Annotated in this window: 25 protein-coding genes; 15 read left to right on the forward strand and 10 right to left on the reverse strand. The window is 37.6% G+C overall.

The annotated features are described in order from the left end of the window. Window positions 1-741: 741 nt before the first annotated feature. Complete coding sequence (locus tag ACM5BR_RS12130) at window positions 742-3,009, reverse strand: triple tyrosine motif-containing protein (RefSeq protein ID WP_416828192.1); 2,268 nt, start codon at window positions 3,007-3,009, stop codon at window positions 742-744. A gap of 536 nt (window positions 3,010-3,545) precedes the next feature. Here ACM5BR_RS12130 and tagU point away from each other — a divergent pair. Continuing rightward, a complete protein-coding gene (gene tagU / locus ACM5BR_RS12135) occupies window positions 3,546-4,460 on the forward strand; it encodes a polyisoprenyl-teichoic acid--peptidoglycan teichoic acid transferase TagU (protein WP_416828193.1) in 915 nt (304 codons plus the stop codon). Window positions 4,461-4,610: 150 nt separating this feature from the next. Then, a complete protein-coding gene (gene galE, locus ACM5BR_RS12140; protein ID WP_416828195.1) occupies window positions 4,611-5,597 on the forward strand; it encodes a UDP-glucose 4-epimerase GalE in 987 nt (328 codons plus the stop codon). A 58-nt stretch (window positions 5,598-5,655) separates the two neighbouring features. Here the strand turns inward: galE and ACM5BR_RS12145 are convergent, their stop codons facing one another. The 3 genes from ACM5BR_RS12145 to ACM5BR_RS12155 form a co-directional block, all read right to left on the reverse strand. Further along, on the reverse strand, window positions 5,656-5,979 hold the full coding sequence (locus ACM5BR_RS12145; RefSeq protein WP_416828196.1) for a hypothetical protein: 324 nt from the start codon (window positions 5,977-5,979) through the stop codon (window positions 5,656-5,658). A gap of 170 nt (window positions 5,980-6,149) precedes the next feature. After that, on the reverse strand, window positions 6,150-6,920 hold the full coding sequence (locus tag ACM5BR_RS12150) for a DUF1129 family protein (protein WP_416828198.1): 771 nt from the start codon (window positions 6,918-6,920) through the stop codon (window positions 6,150-6,152). Further along, window positions 6,890-7,255, reverse strand: coding sequence for a PadR family transcriptional regulator (locus ACM5BR_RS12155; protein WP_416828200.1), 366 nt, complete (start codon window positions 7,253-7,255; stop codon window positions 6,890-6,892). Before ACM5BR_RS12155 ends, ACM5BR_RS12150 begins: the two co-directional genes overlap by 31 nt. Window positions 7,256-7,593: 338 nt before the next feature. Between ACM5BR_RS12155 and ACM5BR_RS12160 the strand changes: the two genes are divergently transcribed. The 5 genes from ACM5BR_RS12160 (at window position 7,594) to ACM5BR_RS12180 (ending at window position 12,082) form a co-directional block, all read left to right on the forward strand. Beyond that, complete coding sequence (locus ACM5BR_RS12160; RefSeq protein WP_416828593.1) at window positions 7,594-7,968, forward strand: HsmA family protein; 375 nt, start codon at window positions 7,594-7,596, stop codon at window positions 7,966-7,968. 282 nt (window positions 7,969-8,250) lie between these two features. Continuing rightward, on the forward strand, window positions 8,251-9,207 hold the full coding sequence (locus tag ACM5BR_RS12165; RefSeq protein WP_416828201.1) for a DnaD domain-containing protein: 957 nt from the start codon (window positions 8,251-8,253) through the stop codon (window positions 9,205-9,207). Then, complete coding sequence (gene dnaB, locus ACM5BR_RS12170; protein ID WP_416828202.1) at window positions 9,204-10,481, forward strand: replicative DNA helicase; 1,278 nt, start codon at window positions 9,204-9,206, stop codon at window positions 10,479-10,481. The genes ACM5BR_RS12165 and dnaB overlap by 4 nt, the downstream gene beginning before the upstream one ends. Then, window positions 10,475-10,597 carry a hypothetical protein gene (locus ACM5BR_RS12175; protein WP_416828203.1) on the forward strand — a complete coding sequence of 41 codons (123 nt, stop codon included), beginning with the start codon at window positions 10,475-10,477 and terminating at the stop codon, window positions 10,595-10,597. Before dnaB ends, ACM5BR_RS12175 begins: the two co-directional genes overlap by 7 nt. Window positions 10,598-11,086: 489 nt before the next feature. Next, complete coding sequence (locus tag ACM5BR_RS12180) at window positions 11,087-12,082, forward strand: NAD-dependent epimerase/dehydratase family protein (protein WP_416828204.1); 996 nt, start codon at window positions 11,087-11,089, stop codon at window positions 12,080-12,082. Window positions 12,083-12,133: 51 nt separating this feature from the next. On the opposite strand, the gene ACM5BR_RS12185 is transcribed toward ACM5BR_RS12180, so the two are convergent. The 4 genes from ACM5BR_RS12185 to ACM5BR_RS12200 form a co-directional block, all read right to left on the reverse strand. After that, complete coding sequence (locus ACM5BR_RS12185) at window positions 12,134-12,763, reverse strand: hemerythrin domain-containing protein (RefSeq protein WP_416828205.1); 630 nt, start codon at window positions 12,761-12,763, stop codon at window positions 12,134-12,136. A 106-nt stretch (window positions 12,764-12,869) separates the two neighbouring features. Beyond that, on the reverse strand, window positions 12,870-13,610 hold the full coding sequence (locus ACM5BR_RS12190; protein WP_416828206.1) for a YdcF family protein: 741 nt from the start codon (window positions 13,608-13,610) through the stop codon (window positions 12,870-12,872). 401 nt (window positions 13,611-14,011) lie between these two features. Continuing rightward, complete coding sequence (locus ACM5BR_RS12195; protein WP_416828594.1) at window positions 14,012-14,182, reverse strand: YolD-like family protein; 171 nt, start codon at window positions 14,180-14,182, stop codon at window positions 14,012-14,014. Beyond that, entirely contained in the window at window positions 14,158-14,331 is a 174-nt protein-coding gene (locus tag ACM5BR_RS12200; protein ID WP_416828207.1) for a YolD-like family protein, read from the reverse strand. The genes ACM5BR_RS12195 and ACM5BR_RS12200 overlap by 25 nt, the downstream gene beginning before the upstream one ends. Window positions 14,332-14,509: 178 nt before the next feature. On the opposite strand from ACM5BR_RS12200, the gene ACM5BR_RS12205 reads away from it, so the two are divergent. From ACM5BR_RS12205 to ACM5BR_RS12215, 3 genes are read left to right on the forward strand one after another with little or no spacing between them, the layout of a single operon-like run. Then, a complete protein-coding gene (locus ACM5BR_RS12205) occupies window positions 14,510-14,803 on the forward strand; it encodes a DUF3467 domain-containing protein (protein WP_416828208.1) in 294 nt (97 codons plus the stop codon). Between the two features lie 40 nt (window positions 14,804-14,843). After that, on the forward strand, window positions 14,844-15,185 hold the full coding sequence (locus ACM5BR_RS12210) for a hypothetical protein (protein ID WP_416828209.1): 342 nt from the start codon (window positions 14,844-14,846) through the stop codon (window positions 15,183-15,185). Beyond that, the gene (locus tag ACM5BR_RS12215) at window positions 15,154-15,417 is read left to right on the forward strand and encodes a DUF2283 domain-containing protein (protein ID WP_416828210.1); all 264 of its coding nucleotides are present in this window, start codon (window positions 15,154-15,156) and stop codon (window positions 15,415-15,417) included. The genes ACM5BR_RS12210 and ACM5BR_RS12215 overlap by 32 nt, the downstream gene beginning before the upstream one ends. Window positions 15,418-15,446: 29 nt before the next feature. On the opposite strand, the gene ACM5BR_RS12220 is transcribed toward ACM5BR_RS12215, so the two are convergent. Both ACM5BR_RS12220 and ACM5BR_RS12225 read right to left on the reverse strand, forming a co-directional pair. Continuing rightward, entirely contained in the window at window positions 15,447-15,797 is a 351-nt protein-coding gene (locus ACM5BR_RS12220) for a phage holin family protein (protein WP_416828211.1), read from the reverse strand. 112 nt (window positions 15,798-15,909) lie between these two features. Beyond that, the gene (locus tag ACM5BR_RS12225) at window positions 15,910-16,089 is read right to left on the reverse strand and encodes a hypothetical protein (protein ID WP_416828212.1); all 180 of its coding nucleotides are present in this window, start codon (window positions 16,087-16,089) and stop codon (window positions 15,910-15,912) included. A gap of 273 nt (window positions 16,090-16,362) precedes the next feature. Between ACM5BR_RS12225 and ACM5BR_RS12230 the strand changes: the two genes are divergently transcribed. The 5 genes from ACM5BR_RS12230 to ACM5BR_RS12250 all read left to right on the forward strand — a co-directional run bounded on the left by ACM5BR_RS12230 (window position 16,363) and on the right by ACM5BR_RS12250 (window position 20,257). Then, window positions 16,363-17,163, forward strand: a complete 801-nt coding sequence (locus ACM5BR_RS12230) for a DUF2935 domain-containing protein (RefSeq protein WP_416828213.1) — start codon at window positions 16,363-16,365, stop codon at window positions 17,161-17,163. 72 nt (window positions 17,164-17,235) lie between these two features. Beyond that, window positions 17,236-17,859: a spore coat protein gene (locus ACM5BR_RS12235; protein ID WP_416828214.1), complete on the forward strand. Its 624-nt coding sequence runs from the start codon at window positions 17,236-17,238 to the stop codon at window positions 17,857-17,859. Window positions 17,860-17,938: 79 nt separating this feature from the next. After that, window positions 17,939-18,682, forward strand: coding sequence for a hypothetical protein (locus ACM5BR_RS12240; protein ID WP_416828215.1), 744 nt, complete (start codon window positions 17,939-17,941; stop codon window positions 18,680-18,682). Between the two features lie 434 nt (window positions 18,683-19,116). Further along, on the forward strand, window positions 19,117-19,770 hold the full coding sequence (locus ACM5BR_RS12245) for a uracil-DNA glycosylase family protein (protein WP_416828217.1): 654 nt from the start codon (window positions 19,117-19,119) through the stop codon (window positions 19,768-19,770). Between the two features lie 115 nt (window positions 19,771-19,885). After that, on the forward strand, window positions 19,886-20,257 hold the full coding sequence (locus ACM5BR_RS12250; protein WP_416828218.1) for a hypothetical protein: 372 nt from the start codon (window positions 19,886-19,888) through the stop codon (window positions 20,255-20,257). Window positions 20,258-20,578: the final 321 nt, after the last annotated feature.

Genomic DNA, 20,578 nt, shown 5'->3' on the forward strand with positions numbered 1-20,578 from the left:
TAGATCCCCAAGTAATTTATTAGACCTTCATCTACTATACGATAGAACCAAAATGGTAACAGATAGTAAAACAGCAAATAAACATTCTGCAATAATTAAGTACATAAAATGATTACTAAATACAAACTGGAGACAGTAAAATTCACTATACAAACAAAAAAGACCGATTGAAGTGTTTGAAAAAGTATTTCAATCAGTCTCGTGAATTATTTGGAACATTGTGAAATTTAATTTCTTATATAATACTATTAGAAAGAAATTAGTCTAGTCGTTAAAAATAATAGATTAATGATTTGTGATTTAGAAACAGGCATCTTATATCCCCTTTAAAATCTCTTGCTAGAACAAGCTACAAATACTTTTTTAACATAATTAACAAAAATCTACTAAGATGTATTTGCAACTAACCCATATATGAAATGGCAGCATATTTATTAGTTTTATAATATGCTTACAGCTTTACAAGGAGCCTCTACGGCTGTAATTCATCTCAAAAGTAATAGCTAAAGCTCTTGTATGACGAACAAGTATATTACAGCCGTCTCTCCGCATCAAGCTCAAACTATGGTATACAGAAAATATATTTCCAAAACAGCATTTTTTTTATTGCCACGAACACTACTAAGAGGGAGTCATAATCAAAATATTTTCATCTCCTATAGGAGGAATGAGAATTATTTATTGATACACACCTGGCTATTTATGTCTCTATATGATTCGTAGATACACATTAATTAATTATTAATTAATTTTATAATCAGTTTGTATTCGAGCTTCAAAGAAAAGATTTGCACCAGACTTACTTACATCTTTAGCTTGGACAATAATTGAATAGTTACCAGGTGTAGTAGGAGTCCAAGTGACTTTGTTGTTCGCGCTGTACTCTTGCAGTGTAGAAAGGGTACCCTTGCTATCACGTACGAAGATGCGGTACTCTGGGCTACTACTTCCGTCAGATGAAGCAGTAAATGTGATAGGCGTTCCGCTAGCTTGCGGAGAAGCTTGATCGGTACTTACATTGACATGTTGTACCTTTCCGCCTTGTACTTGGTAATTCATTTCTGATCGAGCTTCAAAGAAAAGATTTGCACCTGATTTACTTATATCTTTAGCTTGGACAATAATCGAATAGTTACCAGGCGTGGTAGGAGTCCAAGTGACCTTGTTGTTAGCACTGTACTCTTGCAAAGTAGAAAGCTGCCCTTTACTATCACGTACGAAGAAGCGGTACTCTGGGCTACTACTTCCGTCAGATGAAGCAGTAAATGTGATAGGTGTTCCGCTAGCTTGCGGAGAGGCTTGATCGGTGCTTAGATTGACATGTTGTACCTTTCCACCTTGTACTTGGTAATTCATTTCTGATCGAGCTTCAAAGAAAAGATTTGCACCTGATTTGCTTTTATCCTTAGCTTGGACAATAATCGAATAGTTATCAGGCGTGGTAGGAGTCCAGGTAACCTTGTCGTTAGCACTGTACTCTTGCAAAGTAGAAAGCTGCCCTTTACTATCACGTACGAAGAAGCGGTACTCTGGGCTACTACTTCCGTCAGATGAAGCAGTAAATGTGATAGGCGTTCCGCTAGCTTGCGGAGAAGCTTGATCGGTGCTTAGATTTACATGTTGTACCTCTCCACCCTGAACTTGGTAATTCATTTCTGATCGAGCTTCAAAGAAAAGATTTGCACCTGATTTGCTTTTATCCTTAGCTTGGACAATAATCGAATAGTTATCAGGCGTGGTAGGAGTCCAGGTAACCTTGTTGTTAGCACTGTACTCTTGCAAAGTAGAAAGCTGCCCTTTACTATCACGTACGAAAAAACGATACTCTGGTTCTGAAATTCCTTGTGATGTGGCAGTAATTTGTATGGGACTTCCAACTACTTGTGGGCCTACTTTATCGAACGTCATAGTGGTTTTTGTTACTTTCTCTGATACTGTAAATTCGCCAGAGGGGTAATAAAATTTAGAATTACCAGCCATATCCTCTAATAAGACAGCAGAAAAAGAATATTTTCCATTGGTCATAGTAGCAGGAATGGTATACGTTCCTTCATATTTCCCTGTCAAAGGATTGTAGTGAAAATAAACATTAAAAGTAATATTTGATACATCACTTTTTAAAATTGCTGCCAAGTAGTTTGTATTTACTCCGGACTCAGAGTCAGAGGCCTCCATCTCAATATGTAGGGTATCCCCAGGATGTACCTCACTTTCTAGTATAGAGATACTCTTTAAAGAAGGTGGGGTTATATCTGAATTCCCAGCACTTACTGTAAATTCGCCAGAAGGGTAATAAAATTTAGAATTGCCAGCCATATCCTCTAATAAGACAGCAGAAAAAGAATATTTTCCATTAGCCATAGTAGCAGGAATGGTATACGTTCCTTCATATTTCCCTGTCAAAGGATTGTAGTGAAAATAAACATTAAAAGTAATATTTGATACATCACTTTTTAAAATTGCTGCCAAGTAGTTTGTATTTACTCCAGACTCAGAATCAGAGGCCTCCATCTCAATATGTAGAGTATCCCCAGGATGTACCTCACTTTCTAGTATAGAGATACTCTTTAAAGTAGGTGGAGTTATATCTGAATTCCCACCACTTACTGTAAATTCACCAGAAGGGTAATAAAATTTAGAATTGCCAGCCATATCCTCTAATAAGACAGCAGAAAAAGAATATTTTCCATTAGCCATAGTAGCAGGAATGGTATACGTTCCTTCATATTTCCCTGTCAAAGGATTGTAGTGAAAATAAACATTAAAAGTAATATCTGATACATCACTTTTTAAAATTGCTGCCAAGTAGTTTGTATTTACTCCAGACTCAGAATCAGAGGCCTCCATCTCAATATGTAGAGTATCCCCAGGATGTACCTCACTTTCTAGTATAGAGATACTCTTTAAAGTAGGTGGAGTAATATCATTATTAGATGCAGAAACATTAGAATTAAAAGTGATACTTATGAGTACTAAAACGAATAAAATATTTAATGCTCTTTTGAACATTTGATAATTCCCCCCTCTAATATATTAGTTATGTAGTTTACTAGTTCGTATCTTTACATTATTTAACTATAACAATAAAAGGAGATATAGGGAAGATATAGGGAGAATTTTATTTCGATTTAAAGATAATGAAAAACTTCACATAGATATATAGTGAAATAAACATTATATAATATAGTGGGTTGCTAAAATGTCTAAAAAATTAATGATAATTTAGTGTCGCCAGTAAATAATGATTAGGAAAAATAGTAGTGCAACTGCTAAGATAATGCAAAAAGAATTAGGAGATATGAGGATTTTTAAACTTGATGCGTCATCTTTGAAACTATTACTTCCACTTCATATATTGTAAAAATTCCTTAAATAGTCTTAAGTAAGAAATTTGTAAAATAATATATTAATTTTGTAAAATATATACCCTGCTATGTTTCTTGTATAATTAATTATCTGATTTGTCAATTGCTTTCTCTCTCAATCCATCATACAATAAATACCATCATGTATATAAATAAGGAAAAGATAGAAAGGTTGTCACTATGAAGAAGAAAATTATCTTATGGATCGTCGGAATTTTAGGTGTTGCTATCATTGGCGTAGGAGCATATGCGTATAATATTTACACAAATGTACATAAAACGCTACAATCTATGAATCAGCCTTTAGATCGAAGTAAGTCTGATAAGCGTGATGCAGCGGTAAATCCAGGGGATAAGAAGCCTATCTCTATTTTAATAGCAGGATATGACCAACGTCCAGGAGATTCAGGGCGTTCCGATTCTCTTATGTTAATGACATTGAATCCGAGTACACAGTCTATGAAACTACTTAGCATTCCTCGTGATACATACACAGAGATTGTTGGCAAGGGAACGATGGACAAGATTAACCATGCGTTTGCCTTTGGCGGTATGAATATGAGTGTAAATACAGTTGAGAATTTCCTTAATATTCCAGTCGATTATTATATTGCTGTAAATATGGAAGGATTTCAGGCATTAGTTGATGCTGTTGGCGGCGTTGATTTGGTAAATAATCAGGACTTTACACAAGATGGGATGCATTTTGCGAAGGGAACCATTCATCTAGATGGGGAGCAGGCGCTTGCGTATACACGTATGCGACATGAAGATCCGAACGGTGATTTCGGACGACAAATGCGACAGCAAACTGTGCTAGAAGCCATTATCAAGAAAGGTGCGAATGTGTCTTCTCTTTCTAACTATGGTTCCATTCTAAGTGCCATTCAGAAGAATGTAAAAACGAATTTAACTCAAGATGATATGGTTAAGATTCAACAAAATTATAAAGATTGCAGTAATAATAAAGAACAATTGCAAATCAACGGCGAGGGAAAAATGATGAACGGCATTTGGTACTATGTCGTATCAGATCAAACGCGTAATGATTTATCGAAGAAGCTTCGCGAGCATTTAGCTTTGCCGGTACAATAAGCAAAAGGCAGACGATTAGGTCTGCCTTTTGTATTACAAAATTTCAGTTGAGAATCGGTAGTAGGTAATGTATGGTGAGGATAGTATTGCTAGGACTTTATGCTAAATTTGATAAGAGCTGAACTTTGAAGTTAGAAAGGAGATTATCCTATGATTCTAGTCGTTGGCGGTGCCGGATATATCGGCAGTCATACCGTAAAAGAATTAGTAGACCAGGGCCATGAAGTTGTTGTACTTGACAATCTATCTACTGGTCATAAAGAAAGTGTAGATAGAAGAGTTATTTTCGAACAAGGAGATTTAAGCAATCAAGTGGATTTAGACCGTGTGTTTACTAAGTATTCGATTGATGCAGTTATGCACTTTGCGGCGTTTAGTCTTGTCGGAGAGTCTGTGAAGAGCCCTTTAAAGTATTATAAAAACAATGTAGCGGCTACGCTACTACTACTTGAGATGATGATGAAGTATAAGGTTATGAACTTTATCTTCTCCTCTACAGCAGCTACATATGGCATTCCTGATACCGATTTAATTGTTGAGGAAACAAAGACGAATCCGATTAATCCATATGGACGTTCGAAGCTGATGATCGAACAAATGGTGAAGGATTTCCATGATGCGTATGGCTTGCATTATGTTATTCTTCGTTACTTTAATGCAGCGGGTGCACATGTGTCCGGAGAGATTGGCGAGGACCACAATCCGGAAACGCATTTAATTCCGCTTGTGCTGCAGCATTTGCTTGGAAAGCGGGAGTCTATTTCGATTTTCGGAACGGATTATCCAACGCCGGATGGAACTTGTATTCGTGATTATATTCATATCACGGATCTTGCAGAGGCACATATTCTTGCAGTTAAGAGCTTGTTAGATGGTTCGAAAGACGGTGAAACGTATAATCTTGGAAACGGAACAGGCTTTTCTGTGAAGGAGATTATTGAAACGTGTGAGCGTGTGACGGAGCGGAAGGCAAATGTTGTACTTGCTGATCGCCGTGCCGGAGATCCTGCACAGCTCATAGCGTCTTCAGGGAAAATTCATGAAGAGCTTGGCTGGGAAGCAAAGTTTTCACTAGAAGCCATCATTAAGACGGCTTGGAACTGGCACAGCGGGCATCCGGATGGATATCACGAATAAACGTATTAGAATATGCAGGCATCCTTTGACTGGGTGCCTGCATATTTTGTAGAAAATGTTACTTCAACATATGCTTGTCTCCTAAATCCCATTCTAAATAATAATCCACTGCACTTAAATCCCCGAATGTGTCAATGAAATGCCGCCGCTGCGTTTCGTTAGGAAAAATAAGAGCTTCAATATTATCTCGTATCTGGTACATGTTCTCTTCTTCTCCTCGTTCAATCAGATGTAGCGAGGCAATGAGCTGACCCTTCTGCTCATACGAGCGAATAAAAATCCCAAGGTCCTCATTAAATTTTGAGAAATAGATTGCCCCTTGTTCATGCACCAAATCATCCCAATTCTTCGGTTTTTTAAATGGAATTACCTTTTGATTCATTCGTATCCGTCTCCTTTTATTTGAGATTTCGACATGATTGTAACGCGAATGACAAAAATGGTAAAAAATAAAAAAAAAAAAATAGCGGGTGTATTTTTGAGGTTTTCTTTAGGTGACTTTGCTATTTTGCAGAGGGTCTTTATTTGTTTTACTAGTTTGAGTAGCGGAGTCTAAGACCTTTTAATTGTACTACTCTTTCTTTTTCTAATAAAAATGACAATCACGAAGGCAGTTATGATCAATAAAAACAAAGTAGTATAAAAAACATATGTTGGATTTCTATTTATTTCTTCTGGAATAAATCGAGTAGCGAGAGGTCCAAGCGAATTAAATAATGGTATAAGGATCAAAAACCACGATTTTGTGTAAATGGCTGAACCAATAAATATGACAATACAAAGCAAGACAATCAAATTATTTTGAAAAGGCGTTGCATTAAAAGTAGCTTCAGCACCTTGTTTATGAAACCAAAGTGTAATGACAACATCTAATCCAGTCACTAATACAAAAGCCCCAAAGGCAAGGATGTAACCCCATTTTGATTGAAAAAATTTAGGTAATACTTTAAATAAGAGCAAGCCATAAATAAGGAAACTTACACATATTGTTAGAAGCATCGTCCAAATTATACTATTGGATAATGAGAATTTACCTTCAATTGCTGGTCCAAAACAAAGAAATGCAACGAAGAGAAGTAACATCATCGGTATTAAGACTACAAGCTGACGAAAATCAGTGTTCATTGATTTTCCAATACTTTTCATATACTGCTTTGGGCTATTTCCAATAATATGGGATACATCTTTTCCTTGTGCCTCTGCTTCTAGTAGATGAACCTCAAGCTCCTCGGTAATCTCGTTAATTTCATTGTCATTTTTTCCTTTAGAAATTAAATACATGCGAAGTTCTACTAAGAATTGTTCTGATTTTTTTGACAACATACTTTATTATTTCCCCCTTTGCTTAATACATTGTTTACAGCAAAATTCAAATGTTCCCAACGTTCGATAAATAATTGGAGCTCTTGTTCTCCTTTTTCAGTTAAGGTGTAATATTTTCTTTTCGGTCCTGCTGTGGATTTTCGTAAAGTGGTATTTACTAATTTTTCCTTTTGCATACGTAATAGCAAGGGATAAATGGTACCCTCACTAAAAGAATGAAATCCATATGATTCCAACTTTGCAGCTAATTCATAGCCATATATTTCTCCTTCTTTAATAATCGCTAATAGGCAGCCATCTAAGATTCCCTTTAACATTTGCGTAGTATCTGCCATATTATCTCCTTTCGTTACCTTGTTTTACAAGGTAAATAGGCTAAAAACATATACCTTGTAAAACAAGATATATGTTTACTATAGCCAATAACATCTGATCTTGCAAGATATTATTGGTTTAATTTTCAAAATCTATAATACCAATAACTGTATAAGATAATAGCTATATTCCCCGCTAAAAAATCCCATAAACCAACTGTTTCCAACTGCTCATTAATATTTTTTATAGAAATTCATTTAGCAATCTGACGTTCATATTCCATTCATAATTCTTAGGTAAGATTCTTTGTGTAAGGTAAATGACAACATTAAATGACAACATGGAAGGAGTGATTGATGTGTTAGCATATGCTATTACATTTATTACAGCAGCCCTCGTTTTTTATACAATTGGAGTATGGAGTGAAAAGATTCAAAAGACATTAAAGGTTTGGCACGTCGTAATTTTCTGGCTTGGTTTAGTATGTGATACACTTGGAACTAGCTTGATGGAGAGATTGGCTACAAATGGATTCCTCTTTAGTTTTCATGGAATCACCGGATTATTAGCAATTTTACTTATGTTATTCCATGCCGTATGGGCAACGGTTGTATTAGTTAAGAACGATGCAAAAATGAAGATCACATTCCACAAACTAAGTGTTACTGTATGGTTCATTTGGTTGATCCCATATATTTCTGGTCTTATCTTCGGAATGACTCACAGTATGTAATCAAATAAGTATCCGAATGGATGATAGGAGATAGGTATCCTTAATGGGGTGCCTGTCTTTTTTTATCTGTTCATCATCCCCTTGCAAACCCCTTACAAGTATTAATTCATATTTAAAATCATATCCTAAATCAAAAAAAAAACAACTGCAGATGCATAAATAGAGAAGAACGACCAAAGTGGCAGCTGAAAAAATTTTTTCAACATAAACGAAATTTTTTTCCCGTTTTTTCTCGTTTGTCATTATTTATTATACGAGTAAGAAAAACGGGAGGGATTACATATGGCAACGTATCGATTGGTTCAAGTGAGTTTTTGGCAGGATGATTTTGTGTTGGATTTGACGCAAGAGGAGCGGTATTTCTATCTGTATTTGCTTACTTGCACAAAGACGACGCAGTGCGGAATTTATCAGCTGCCTAGAAAGGTTTCGGAGTTAGAACTAGGTTTGCCTTACGATATGGTGGAGAAGCTTCTGCAGCGTTTTATTGACTACGGAAAGGTGATTTATGATGAACAGACGAGAGAAGTGTTGCTCGTAAACTGGGTTCGCTATAATCCGATTACGAATACGAATGTAGAGAAGTGCGTCTTGCGAGAGTTAAAGAATGTGAAGAGTAAGCACTTTGTGAACCTGTTTCTAGAGCGATGCCTAGCGGAAGAGCTTTCGATTCCGCTTCTTCTTAAATACTTTGGCATGCCGGTTAAGGAGAGTCACGATGACCAGGCTGAAATGGGGAAACAGGAGCTAGTGGAGGAAGTGTCTACGATAGAGGTGGATTTAGAGCCAAAGGAAGAGCCAGTTGTAACGGAAACAGCTGCAAAGCCGAAGGAAGAAATTCCAATCGGAACGAGTGATGTATTTACGTTTTATGAAGAGCATTTCTCTTCGCTTTCTTCTTACGTAGTAGAGGAATTAAACGGATGGATTCAAGACTTATCCGAAGAGCTCGTGCTGAAGGCTTTGCATATTGCCCATGACAAGGATAAACGTACGCTTGCGTATGTGAAGGGGATTTTACGTGATTGGCATCGGAAAGGGCTTCGCTGCCCTGCTGATGTAGAGGAAGAGAAGAAGGAGTTTGAGAAGAAAGAGAAGATGGAACCAGAGCGGAAGAACCAGCATGATCCGTTTGCGGAGACGAAGAAGATGTTCGAGGAGATGGAGCAGTGGGAGAAGCAGGCTGCATCGGAAGAAGAGCTGCAGCAGTTCCTTAAGGAGGCTAGCTGGAAGCCATGATTCAAAATATAGAAGCAGAGCAAGCGGTGTTAGGATCATTCCTACTAGATGGGGAGCTTATTAAAGAGAGCAGGTTGACGGAGAAGCAGTTTTCAACAGTGGTGCATTGCAAGCTATTTCAGGTGATGCAGAGCATCGTGCAAGCAGGAGAACCGCTTGAGGCTACGACGCTTGTGCAGAAATTAGGGCCTGGCTTCTTGGAGGAGATTGGCGGTATTTCCTATTTCGTTACGTTAGTAGATAGTGTAGCTACCGTTGCAAATATCAAATATTACGAGGAGCTCGTGCAAAGCTCGTGGAAAATGCGGGTCGCTGCCAAGCTTGGATATAGGCTGCATGAACAGCTGCATATGCAGAAGGAGGAAGGGCTCATTTCAACGGCGGTGGAACGACTTCTGCAGCTTGAAGAAGAGGAATACGAGGAAGAGGATGATATCAAGGATACGATTTCGGAAGTATACCGAAGTCTGTTGCATAAGGAAGGCGAATTAAACGGGATTGATACGGGATTTGCCCCGCTTAATAACATTACCGGAGGGCTGCAGGTTGGTGATTTTATCGTCATTGGCGCCAGGCCCTCGATGGGGAAAACCGCCTTCGCCCTAAATCTTGCCATCCATGCTAGTAAGGAGGCCGCCGTTGGAATTTTCTCTCTTGAAATGAGTAAGCAACAGCTGCTAAAGCGCATGCTAACGGCAATGGGAATGGTGAGAAGCACGAAGCTCCGCAATCCGAAGCTGAAGTTCACGATAGAAGACTGGAAAAGCACAACCAATGTATGTGCAGAGCTATCCCTGCTTCCGCTAACCATCTACGACAACGGCTTCGTCACCCCGCAGCAGATTGAATTCCAGATCCGCAAGCTAAAGAAAAAGTATAAAGATAAGCCCTTGCTTATTATTATTGATTATTTGCAGCTTCTAACCGGGGATAGCAAAAACCAGCCGAATCGCTTCCAAGAAATGAGCGAAGTGTCTCGTAAGCTGAAGCAAATCGCCCGTGACCAAAATGTCTGCATCGTTGCCCTTTCGCAGCTTTCACGTGGGGTAGATTCACGCGCGGATAAACGTCCGCTTCTCTCGGACTTACGGGAAACCGGACAAATTGAGCAGGATGCAGATGTTATTATGCTCATGTATCGAGAGGAGTACTACGATAAGAATACGGATAAGAAAGATCTGACCGAAATCAATGTAGCCAAGCATCGGAATGGACCGATTGGCTCTATGAAACTGCGTTTTTTGAAGGAATATGGGAGGTTTGAGGTATGCTAGGTTATTGGGAACGGCGGGGGCGGGGTGCGTTAACGGCGAAACCCAGCGGTTTAACGGCGAAAATGGGAAGTTTAACGGTGGAAATTCAAGATGTAACGGCGAAAGAGCAGAAATAGAGGACCTAGGCAGAGGTTAACGGTGGAAACCAGCTATTTAACGGCGAAAAAGAGAGGATTAACGGCAGAAAAAGGAAGGTTAACGGCGGTTTTACAACTTGTAACGACAAAAGAGCAATTATAGAAGAAAAAAGTGGAGCATCAGTTGAATTAACAGCAAAAACTGAGCGTGTAACGACGAAAATAGAAAGTGTCATTTAATTTTTCTAGAACAAAAGACAGAATATTTTGCCGATTTTTATTGCAAAACATCGGAAATAATCATACAATGAATGCAATAATTGGAAATTAAATAGATTTGGTCAAAAAATAGTAGAATTGTATGAGGAAAAAGCCTGCAGAAGTGCTTGTACAGCAGGCAAAGAAGCAGGTATTTGATTGTTTTGGAAACCGTTACAATTTGTATGGGAAAAAATCTTTAGAATGTACTATAATATAAAGATTGAATAAACTTTTCAGGAAAGGTACAAATCGGTAAAGGTGAGATCTATGATACTAGTAATTGGCGGAGCCGGATATGTGGGGAGCCACACCGTTAAAGAACTGCTCCAACAAGGACATCGCGTTGTTGTATTAGATAATCTATCCACGGGTCATCATGTGAGCTTGGACAAGCGTGCTGTATTCGAACGGGGTGATGTTGGTAACCCGCACGATTTAGATCGCGTTTTTTCTCGCTACAGTATTGATGCTGTTATCCATTTGGGCTTTAGCAATCCAAAGGAAAGTGCTGTATTAAATGTAAAGCGGCACTATATGAAGCGAGTCAATCACTTTAATATGCTGCTGCAGAAGATGATGGAATACGATGTTATGCATGTTGCCATTTCTTCAAGCACCGATGTATATGGGCTTCAATATAATGAACCTATTACAGAACAAGCGCAGCTCTCTAACCAAATGCCTCATATGCGAGCACTTCAGCTGATAGAAGAGCGATTAGAAATGCTTCATCAGCAGCACGGATTGCAATATGTGGTGCTAAGATATCACAATGCCGTTGGTTCCTTTAAGAATGGGGAATTAGGCGAAGATCATCATCACGAGGTTCATCTGATTCCAAAGCTTTTCAAGCATATCCTTGATCGTAAGGATGAACGGCTTGTTCTAGGAAGCGAATACGCGTACACTCGTGAATATTTGCATGTCATGGATGTGGCACGGGCACATGTTCTAACTATCGAACAGATGCTAGAGGATCACAGTCTACATACCATTTACAATCTAGGTACCGATCAGCCAGCTTCCCTCCGTAATATTCTAACCTTATGCAAATGGATTACAGGAGAAAAGCCGGATGTACTGTATCACATTCAGCCTGTTAAGATTACCGCCTCTTATGAAAAAATCAGAACTGAACTAGGCTGGCATCCGCATTATAAGTTAGAGGAAGCGATGTATTCAGCTTGGCAGTGGCATGTCCAGAATCCACAAGGATATTCGCTAAGAGAAGAGGTATTCGGATCGACACTTGTGAGAATGTAAAGCCTTGATTTATTATACGAAGAAGATTACAACACCTGTGTCAGCAGGTGTTTATTTTGTAAAATGCGGTGTATATTGTGATAATTCATAGATACCTAGGGCTTTTTCCAATTGTTCCACTTGCTTCAGAATCGACTCGAATCCATTTTTGCCAAACTTACTTTCCTCAATTTCTTCAAACTTTTCTCCTAATGCTAGAAATTCCGCTTTGGTTACGATTTCGCGGAATGCCGGAAATAAAACGGTATCTTCGCGAGCTTCATGGGGCTCATACATTTGTTTGTATAAGGAAAGTAAGTGAGCGATATTTTGCCTGTTTTGCATATGCTGATCCCCTTGACCTGCAGCTTGCAAGATCAGAGTTGTTAATTTCTTAGCAGCTGTATGCTGCTCTTGCAGCACGTGTACTAAGCCAATGTGGCTTTGCTCCTGAAGGAATCTCGTAAAAATATAATGTTCTTCTAATTCCTGATGATAATTTTCAATGAAATTCCTTGCAATGGTACCCGATTTCAGGATAACAGGATAGACAATATGCGGCTGAAATGACTTATATCCAAGTAATCGTTTCTCTACGTCTTCATAAATGAGGAGAAGTCTTTTCAAAATACCGTGTTCTCTCATTAAATCTTCTGTAGGTGGAATGGCAATTTCTTCAGATTGTCTGTTTGTTTGCGACATCTTTACATGCTCCCTTCCAACTGTGATAAAGCCTACTTTTTGAATATATGATGCAGCAATACATATAAGAATTTGGCATGAAAAAAACGCTGACATAGCAACGTTTTTAAAATAGAAGGGAAGCGATTCCTACATATTCTTTTATCGCCTTAAAGGCTAAGCTATCTGTACTAGGTGAGAATTGATTTGCGTATAAGACAAGTTCCTGATTGGTTTGATAATCAGTAGGATACGGCTCTACAGGCACTTGGATTTTCTGGAAATTGCGTACGGCACGTTCCATCTGAAGTGCAGAGGCAACGAGTACAGGTTTTTTGAATCCGTGCTGATCGAGTAGCACCTTCGTAAACTCCGCATTTTGCTTTGTGTTTACGCTTTTGTCCTCTACAATAATTTTTTCTGCGGGCACCCCTAATTGCATCAGCTGACGTTTGGCAATGTCTGCTTCAACACCTGAATCGGAATATACTTGACCACCGGATAGCAGAATCGGAAGCCCTGTTTTTTTATACAATCGATAGGTGGTAAGAAGCCGATTGGCACCGCTACCTGAAAGCTGCCCCTCTGCACCGATATCAGGCGTGTCCGAAGTTGCTCCTCCGCCTAGCATAACAATCACATCTCCGCTTACTGTTTGAGGCGGCTGATACCGACCTTCTAACGATTGCGCAAGAAGAATGCCTGTCGCAGGAATCGTCAAAACATAGAGGAGTATCGCCATGGCAGCAGTGATCCTGGCAATCGTATGATCTCGGCGATAAGCCCAAAAGCTAAGGAGAAGGAGCAGGGTGACAAATAATCCAGGCGGCAAGAAAAAGCCGTATAGAAATTTGATGATGTAGACCATGTGACACCTCGTTTACTCAAACGTTTGTTTAAAAATAGTGTAGCATGTTTTTTATTATGAGGATGTAATAATTTGGTGATTCAAGGGACGAAACGTAAGAGACTCTCAATTAATCCAAGGTGCTGAACACGTGTTTATCGCTGCCGGCGCAAAAGCAGTCTTACATAATGACACTACATATGCACATCTACTGGCAAGTTATAAGGGATGCATTATTTACCTTACAATTTTGGAATGGTAGCAAAATTCAATGCTATTTTTCAGAAAAGAAAAAGTCAATTTGATATGTGTACTTGATAAGGAGTGTATGGAAGAGTTTAATGCCCATCTGAAATATGATGCTGCTACAAATGATGAATACGCTGTTGAATTAGTCCTAGATTATGTAAAATCAAATATGCCTATATAATTTTCGTATCCATAATATCCGCATACGGTATTACTCGGCTATCCGTAAATTCAACGCATCGATAAACTGTACTGATATTTTTGATAGTTCCATTATGACTGTGGAGAAATCCATCGTTGTAATAAGTCACGATAATATCTAATTTCTTATTATATGCGTCCACCAATTCATGGTAATATTATCTACTTTATCCTCGTCTAGCACTGGACGAGATATTTTCTTTTGATCATGTGAAATTTTACGTATCCCTTCAAACTGTGGTGTAAGAGCTTGAAACGCAGCCCATTTTTTCATACCTCTTTCCGTTTGCATATTCCTCCTCCGCATCGCGAACACTCGTTCTTATTTGTGATTAGTATATGCTAAACGTTTGGAAATTAAAAGTGAAAATCCCAATAAAAATTGTAGAATTTTGCTCCTTAGTATAAAAAAGGAGCAAAAAAATGCTAATATTATACTGCAGGGTTAGTTTAAGGGGGGAGAGATTAAGGTGGAAGATAATAAACAAAATGAACCTTTTGTGATTTATTGTAATTTTGCCGGTGTTTCAGTAGGAGTTAATGACATTAGTATCGAATTAAAAAGACAATCTCCACAACAAGAGGTTACATACGGTACAGTTATAATGAGCCCACAGCTCGCTAAAAATTTTGCGAATGTTTTACTTAATAGTGTTAAACAATATGAAGACTTATTTGGCACTATTCCAAACCAACCAGATGATAATAAAATAAAGGAATTAATTAGTCAAGGTATGGTCAGTGTAGAAAATGGAAAACACTAATCATACTGAAAGCGAATACATTTTTAAGGTGAATGACCCTTTGGGAAATGAAATTAGACTCAAAGCTAATACTTGGAATTATCACATAATTGGTGGGGATCATCATAGACTAGAATTAGTTAATCAAGAAAATGTCGTTAAGGATGTACTTGCTGATCCTAGTATGATTTTGCCTAATTCAGATGATCCTAATGATACACGTCAAAAATACATTGATTTTGCGCAGCTTCCAGGATGTAGTACCGTTAGGAACCTAGTAGTTGTGGTAGATCATGCAAATGATGATTTTGGTGATGTTGTAACAGCAATAGCTAAGAAGAATTTAAATGGAGAAACAGGAGGTGCTGTCTATGTTCGTCCAAAGTCTACAAGAAGTGAATAATTCTAAATTTACGTATGACCACATTCATGATGTACTTTATGTTTATTTTGGCGATCCTAGAATATCATATGATGATGAGGTTGCTCCTGGTATCTTTATACGATTCGCTGATGCTGACGATACAATTACGGGATTCATTATAATGGATTATAAAAAAAGAAATATCCCTTATTTATCAAGAATGATCCCTATTAATTTCGATTATCATCAAATTAATAACAAAATTAGTTGAAGCCGACTCATAAGAGCCGGCTCTTGTTTTTATGCTTGAATACTTACATATCTGCCACAGACCCAGCATTGGTGTCCATCCATATCTCCGACATTGACCCAATCTCCTGAAATACCCCAAACTTTTGACTTGAGCTCCGATGAAATATAAGCCGCAATTACGCCAGATGCATAGTCAATAGCAATGAGTAATAGCAGTACAACAAATAGCACATCCCAACCTCCTAAGAAATATCCTGTAAATTCGCCTATAGCTATAACAAAACTTTTAAACAATGTACTTGTATCCATTTTCTTCTCTCCTTTTTTGTATAATAAAAAGAGCCTATTTTGAGACTCTTTAGTTAACAGCTGTATATTCGTACTATTTTTTACCTTCATAGATGATTACCACCTTTTAAAGGCATAAAAAAGAGAGCAGTGAGAAGCCCTGCTCTATAACTAAATTTTTCTATTTTTTTGTATAATTTCTTAATAATTCTTAACTCACCATTTATTTTTTATTGTATTCTCCCCATGTTGTTTGTCTCGCTTGCAGACCTTTATGTCCACAATTAGGACATGCTACTGATCCATATGACTTATCTGCGCAATTTCCACAATACCAAGCTCCGCAATGCGAGCAAGTCCCACCGCTCGCATTGTCATGTCCAGTACAATAATTACATGCCATCATATGCACCCCTATTAATGTATTATATTACCAATTATACATTAATAGGAATTTCTAAACTATCAATTTTAATAAAAAGTCATATTTTGTTTAGATTAATTTTTTGTGCTTCTCTCAACCTAGTAATGTTTAATTATCAATTGTCTTTCCCTTGTTTTTAGGTGTGAGTGCGGCTGGTGAGTCAAAGGACGACTCCCATTTAACAATTAAATAAAGTATGCTCCTGCCTCATATATATAGGATGTTAATTCCTTAAGGAGAGGGGATCGGAACGTGAATGTAACATTCGAAGAAAGTGCGGAATTTGAACATAAGTTTTGGTTACAGATTCTTGGTGATCATGCGCGGTTTATTTTGGATTCATTAGCTGAGAAGGAAACAGAAGAAATTGAGAAAGCTCGTTATTTTAAGCAAAAATTTGATCAACTTCTTTCACAAGTAGGAGTCATGGATACTAGTAAATTAACGTTAGAGGCGTTCGAACAAGCAACGTCAATCCGCAATTTCAAATTACATTTATTAACGAGAAGTTTAACAGGCAGAATTTCCATTCATCTTTCTCCCACCTTCCTCAATCATATGGTAAATGAAGTGGATGAGTACATTCAGGTGTTAGAGTACTTAAAGAAAAATGAAGTAGCACCAATCTTTCATGAACTGCATTATCATCTCGTTTGGTTACTGGATGCTGCAGGGCATGCAGAAGCGATTTCCACTCAACTTGATGCTGTGGAAAAACGTCTGAAAGAAAAGAGTGAAAGGTATGTAAAGCATTTCGAACAATTTTATATAAAGGCAGTTGAGCTAACGGGATATTTACGAACACAGCTTCTAACCTTTCCTGCCTTGACGAAAATGAACCAAGATGTAGCTTTGGAGATGGAGCTATTTTCAGCATTCTTGTATGAAATAGAAGAATTAGATCTATCGGATGAAGTACTAGGAACCTTCTCAGCGTTAATGGCGGATCATATGGCAAGAGAGGAATGCTATTATTTGTTAAAACTTGCACAGTCGGCTGGAACCTATCATCCACAATGTGATCCGACAAAACCAAGAGTTGAAAAGAACTGAATAAAGAATGCTTTTTTATAAATAATAAAATTGTCAGGAAGACTACGAATAGATGAGGAGGAGCTTTTCAAGATGATGCAAAATGAAAATCAAATGCACCAAAATATGCACACAGGTACTGTCCCTCAACAAATGAATCACGGCGGGCACGAAATGTTTGATGTACATGAAGTGTTATCAGGAGCAATTGGTACGATGAATCAATATGTATTATTGCGCCCACATGTAAAGGATCCAGAATTACGTGATATTCTAGATCGCCAGTACAACTGGATCCAAGATGAGTACAACGCAACAGTTGAAAGTTTTCAGACAGGGAAGGATCCTGCAAAAGCAACACAAGCCTACATGATGAAACAAAACAATGACTTCATCTACGGATTATCTCCGTCCCAACCGAAAAAACCACTCGGATCGGTTTCGGAGATTACAGACGAATGCATATCAGGCCTTATGTTAGGGTCTGTGAAATCCCTGGCATCGATGAAAACAATGACATCATTAGAAGTGACAAACCCAGTCGTACGCCGGGTGTTGGCTGATTCGGTTCCAAACTGTATTGAAATGGCGTATGAACTCTCGATTTACCAAAATAAACACCATTACTATCAAGTACCGCAGCTCGCCCAGCAGGATATGCAACAAATCATGAGCTCGTATGCAACTGCCCAAGTGAATCCGTCTATAGTGCATTAATGAGGTTACACAAAAAGGTTCCGGATGGGACCTTTTTGTGTATAGTTAATGTAGATTCATATTTTTGGGAGGGGCATTTATGGCAATCGCAACATACTCGAAATTTGATACATATAAAAACAAAATTTTTTCATTGCCCTCGCCGTTAGAGGAAGAAGCATTACGCAGCCCGCAGTTTTTACTTGAAAAAGATGACAAGAAGCAGCTTGAGATTTATTATGCGCCATTTGAATACGTAAATGAGCAGGCGAAAGTTGTCATTGTTGGCATTACCCCAGGGCTTCATCAAATGAAAAAGTCTTATGAAACGGTAATGAACCTAAAGGACAAAGCGGTACCGGATGAAGAAATCCTGCACCAGGTAAAGAAAAATTCTAGCTTTGAAGGGCCGATGCGAAAAAATCTGGTTCAGATGCTGGACGAACTGCAATTACCAAATTACCTAGGAATAGCATCTACAAGTGAACTTTTCAGTACGGCAAGTCACCTTGTTCGGACTACCTCCGTTATCGCTTATCCCGTTTTTTATAAAGGGAAAAATTATAGCGGCTCAACGCCTAATATTTTAAAAACCGAGCTGTTACAAAAATACGTGATTGAAAACTTTGCCAAAGAATTTGAAAAGGGAAAGGATGCGCTCATCATTCCGTTAGGAGTTAACGTGACAAAGGCGCTAAATTTTCTTACAGAGCACGACTACATAAACTCAGATGCTGTCTTACATGGGTTTCCTCATCCGTCCGGCGGCAACGGTCATCGCTTTAAGCAATTTGCTGAAAACAAAGAGACAATGAAACAGCAAATTCAAGCTTATTTTAGATAACTGGTGTTGCTTTGAAATAAGTTTAATCATTTCGTAATGGTGTTATTCCACAATCGCGCTCGATTTGTGGAACATTGAAAAATACCAAAGTTTTATTCATTCATGACATCTCTTTTCACAATTACTTATACCATTATTATAAGTTTTTTTAGTTTCGGGGTCTGTTATATACAAAATTCACACGTAACTGAAAACCAAATAAGCATACTAAAAATAATATCGCTTAATAATTTGGAACTTCTTTATAATCATAATACTCCCTTTTGAAGAAACAGCGTCAATTGATGCTTGGAGTATCACGTTGTATCATAGAAGTAGTCCTAGTTGACTTGAAAACTGCTCTGTTGATTTATTGACATAAATTTGGTTTTGATAATAAGAAATTGATAATAAAAGGTTAATTAAGTACTAATAGTTAGAAAGGAAAATAAAAATTGAACAATGATTATGAAAAATATGCTCAATTAGTTAAACAAAGACGTAACTGTCATAAATGTGATGATCTAAGTAATCCATTTATGGTGGAACCAAAATATGATTCAAACGAGATTGGGGCATGGTCAACCTGGAAAGGTGACCTTGATGCAAAAATAGTAGTGATTGGACAAGATTGGGGAGATGAGAATTATTACCTCTTATCAGAAGGAAAATGTAACCCAGAAACTGCAACCAATCGCAAATTAGTTGAATTACTACAATCTATCGGAATATCAGTTGAAAAAGATAAATTGTTTTTTACAAATGCAATTCTCTGTCTAAAAACAGGAGGATTAGCTGGAAAAGTCAAAAAAAGTTGTTTTAATAACTGTGCAGTCCATTTTCTTATGCCTCTGTTAGAGATTATAAAACCGGAAATTGTGATAACTTTAGGAGCATCGGCATATAGAGCAGTAAAAGGGGCCTATAAGGTTAAAATAATGCCATTCTCTGAAGCCGTAAATCAAGAAGAACCTCACATCATTCAGAGTAATGACTTTCAATTTAAATTGTTCCCGATCTATCATTGCGGGCAATTGGGTTTAGCCAATAGAAATAGTGAATTGCAATTTAAAGATTGGAAGAGAATCGAGAAACATCTACTATCTTAATTAAGGTATGAAACGAGAATCCCCCTAGTTATTTGTGGATTTTTTGGAAATCATTTTGGGTTTACTTTCATATTTTCAAACATTTAAGTAAAAGTAAGGAAAGGGGATGAAGATATTGCCAATAAAAATGAATGAACAGGGACTAATCTATTTGGATGCACGAATGATTAATGCTATCTTTGATTGTGTGTATGATTTTGATGAAAAAGGATATGGAATTAAGCCCGATACTAAAAAACTACTTAAAGATGAACAGTTTAAATACTTTATTCAAATGGTGAAGGCAATTCAAGAATATAATTATCGCTTTCGATTTGGACCAACAAGTGAGTTATTTCCACTTTTCGAGTCTACAGTGGGTCCAATGGAACGAAATTCGGATGGTACAACACTATGGCTTGCTATGGGATTAGCCATCAAAGAATTATATGGTTTTCGGAGTAAAACCCTTAAGGACTTACTTAAAACTGTAAATATAAAAAAATAATCCTAATAAAAACAGGCTGGCTATATAAATTCCAAATAAGTAGAGGGAATGAAAAATGAGCTATGAGATAAAATATTGAAAAGCCCAACTTCTCTGCAAATTAAATAGAGAAATTGGGTTTTTCCGTTTCTTCATTTAAGCGCCCAATCGTAATATAAGGTTAGTTGGTTTTTGTAGAAGATCAATGGCTAAATCTTATTCAAAGAAAGCATCCGTCTGTTTAAAAACATTATAAATGGGCTAAATGAATAATCAAAAATACAACAGGAGGAATCAATAATGATGGCAGGAGATTTAACGAATCTTAGCCAGAATTCCCCT

It is taken from the genome of Ectobacillus polymachus, from assembly GCF_048159605.1.
In the GTDB taxonomy this organism is placed as follows: Bacteria; Bacillota; Bacilli; order Bacillales; family Bacillaceae_G; genus Ectobacillus; species Ectobacillus polymachus.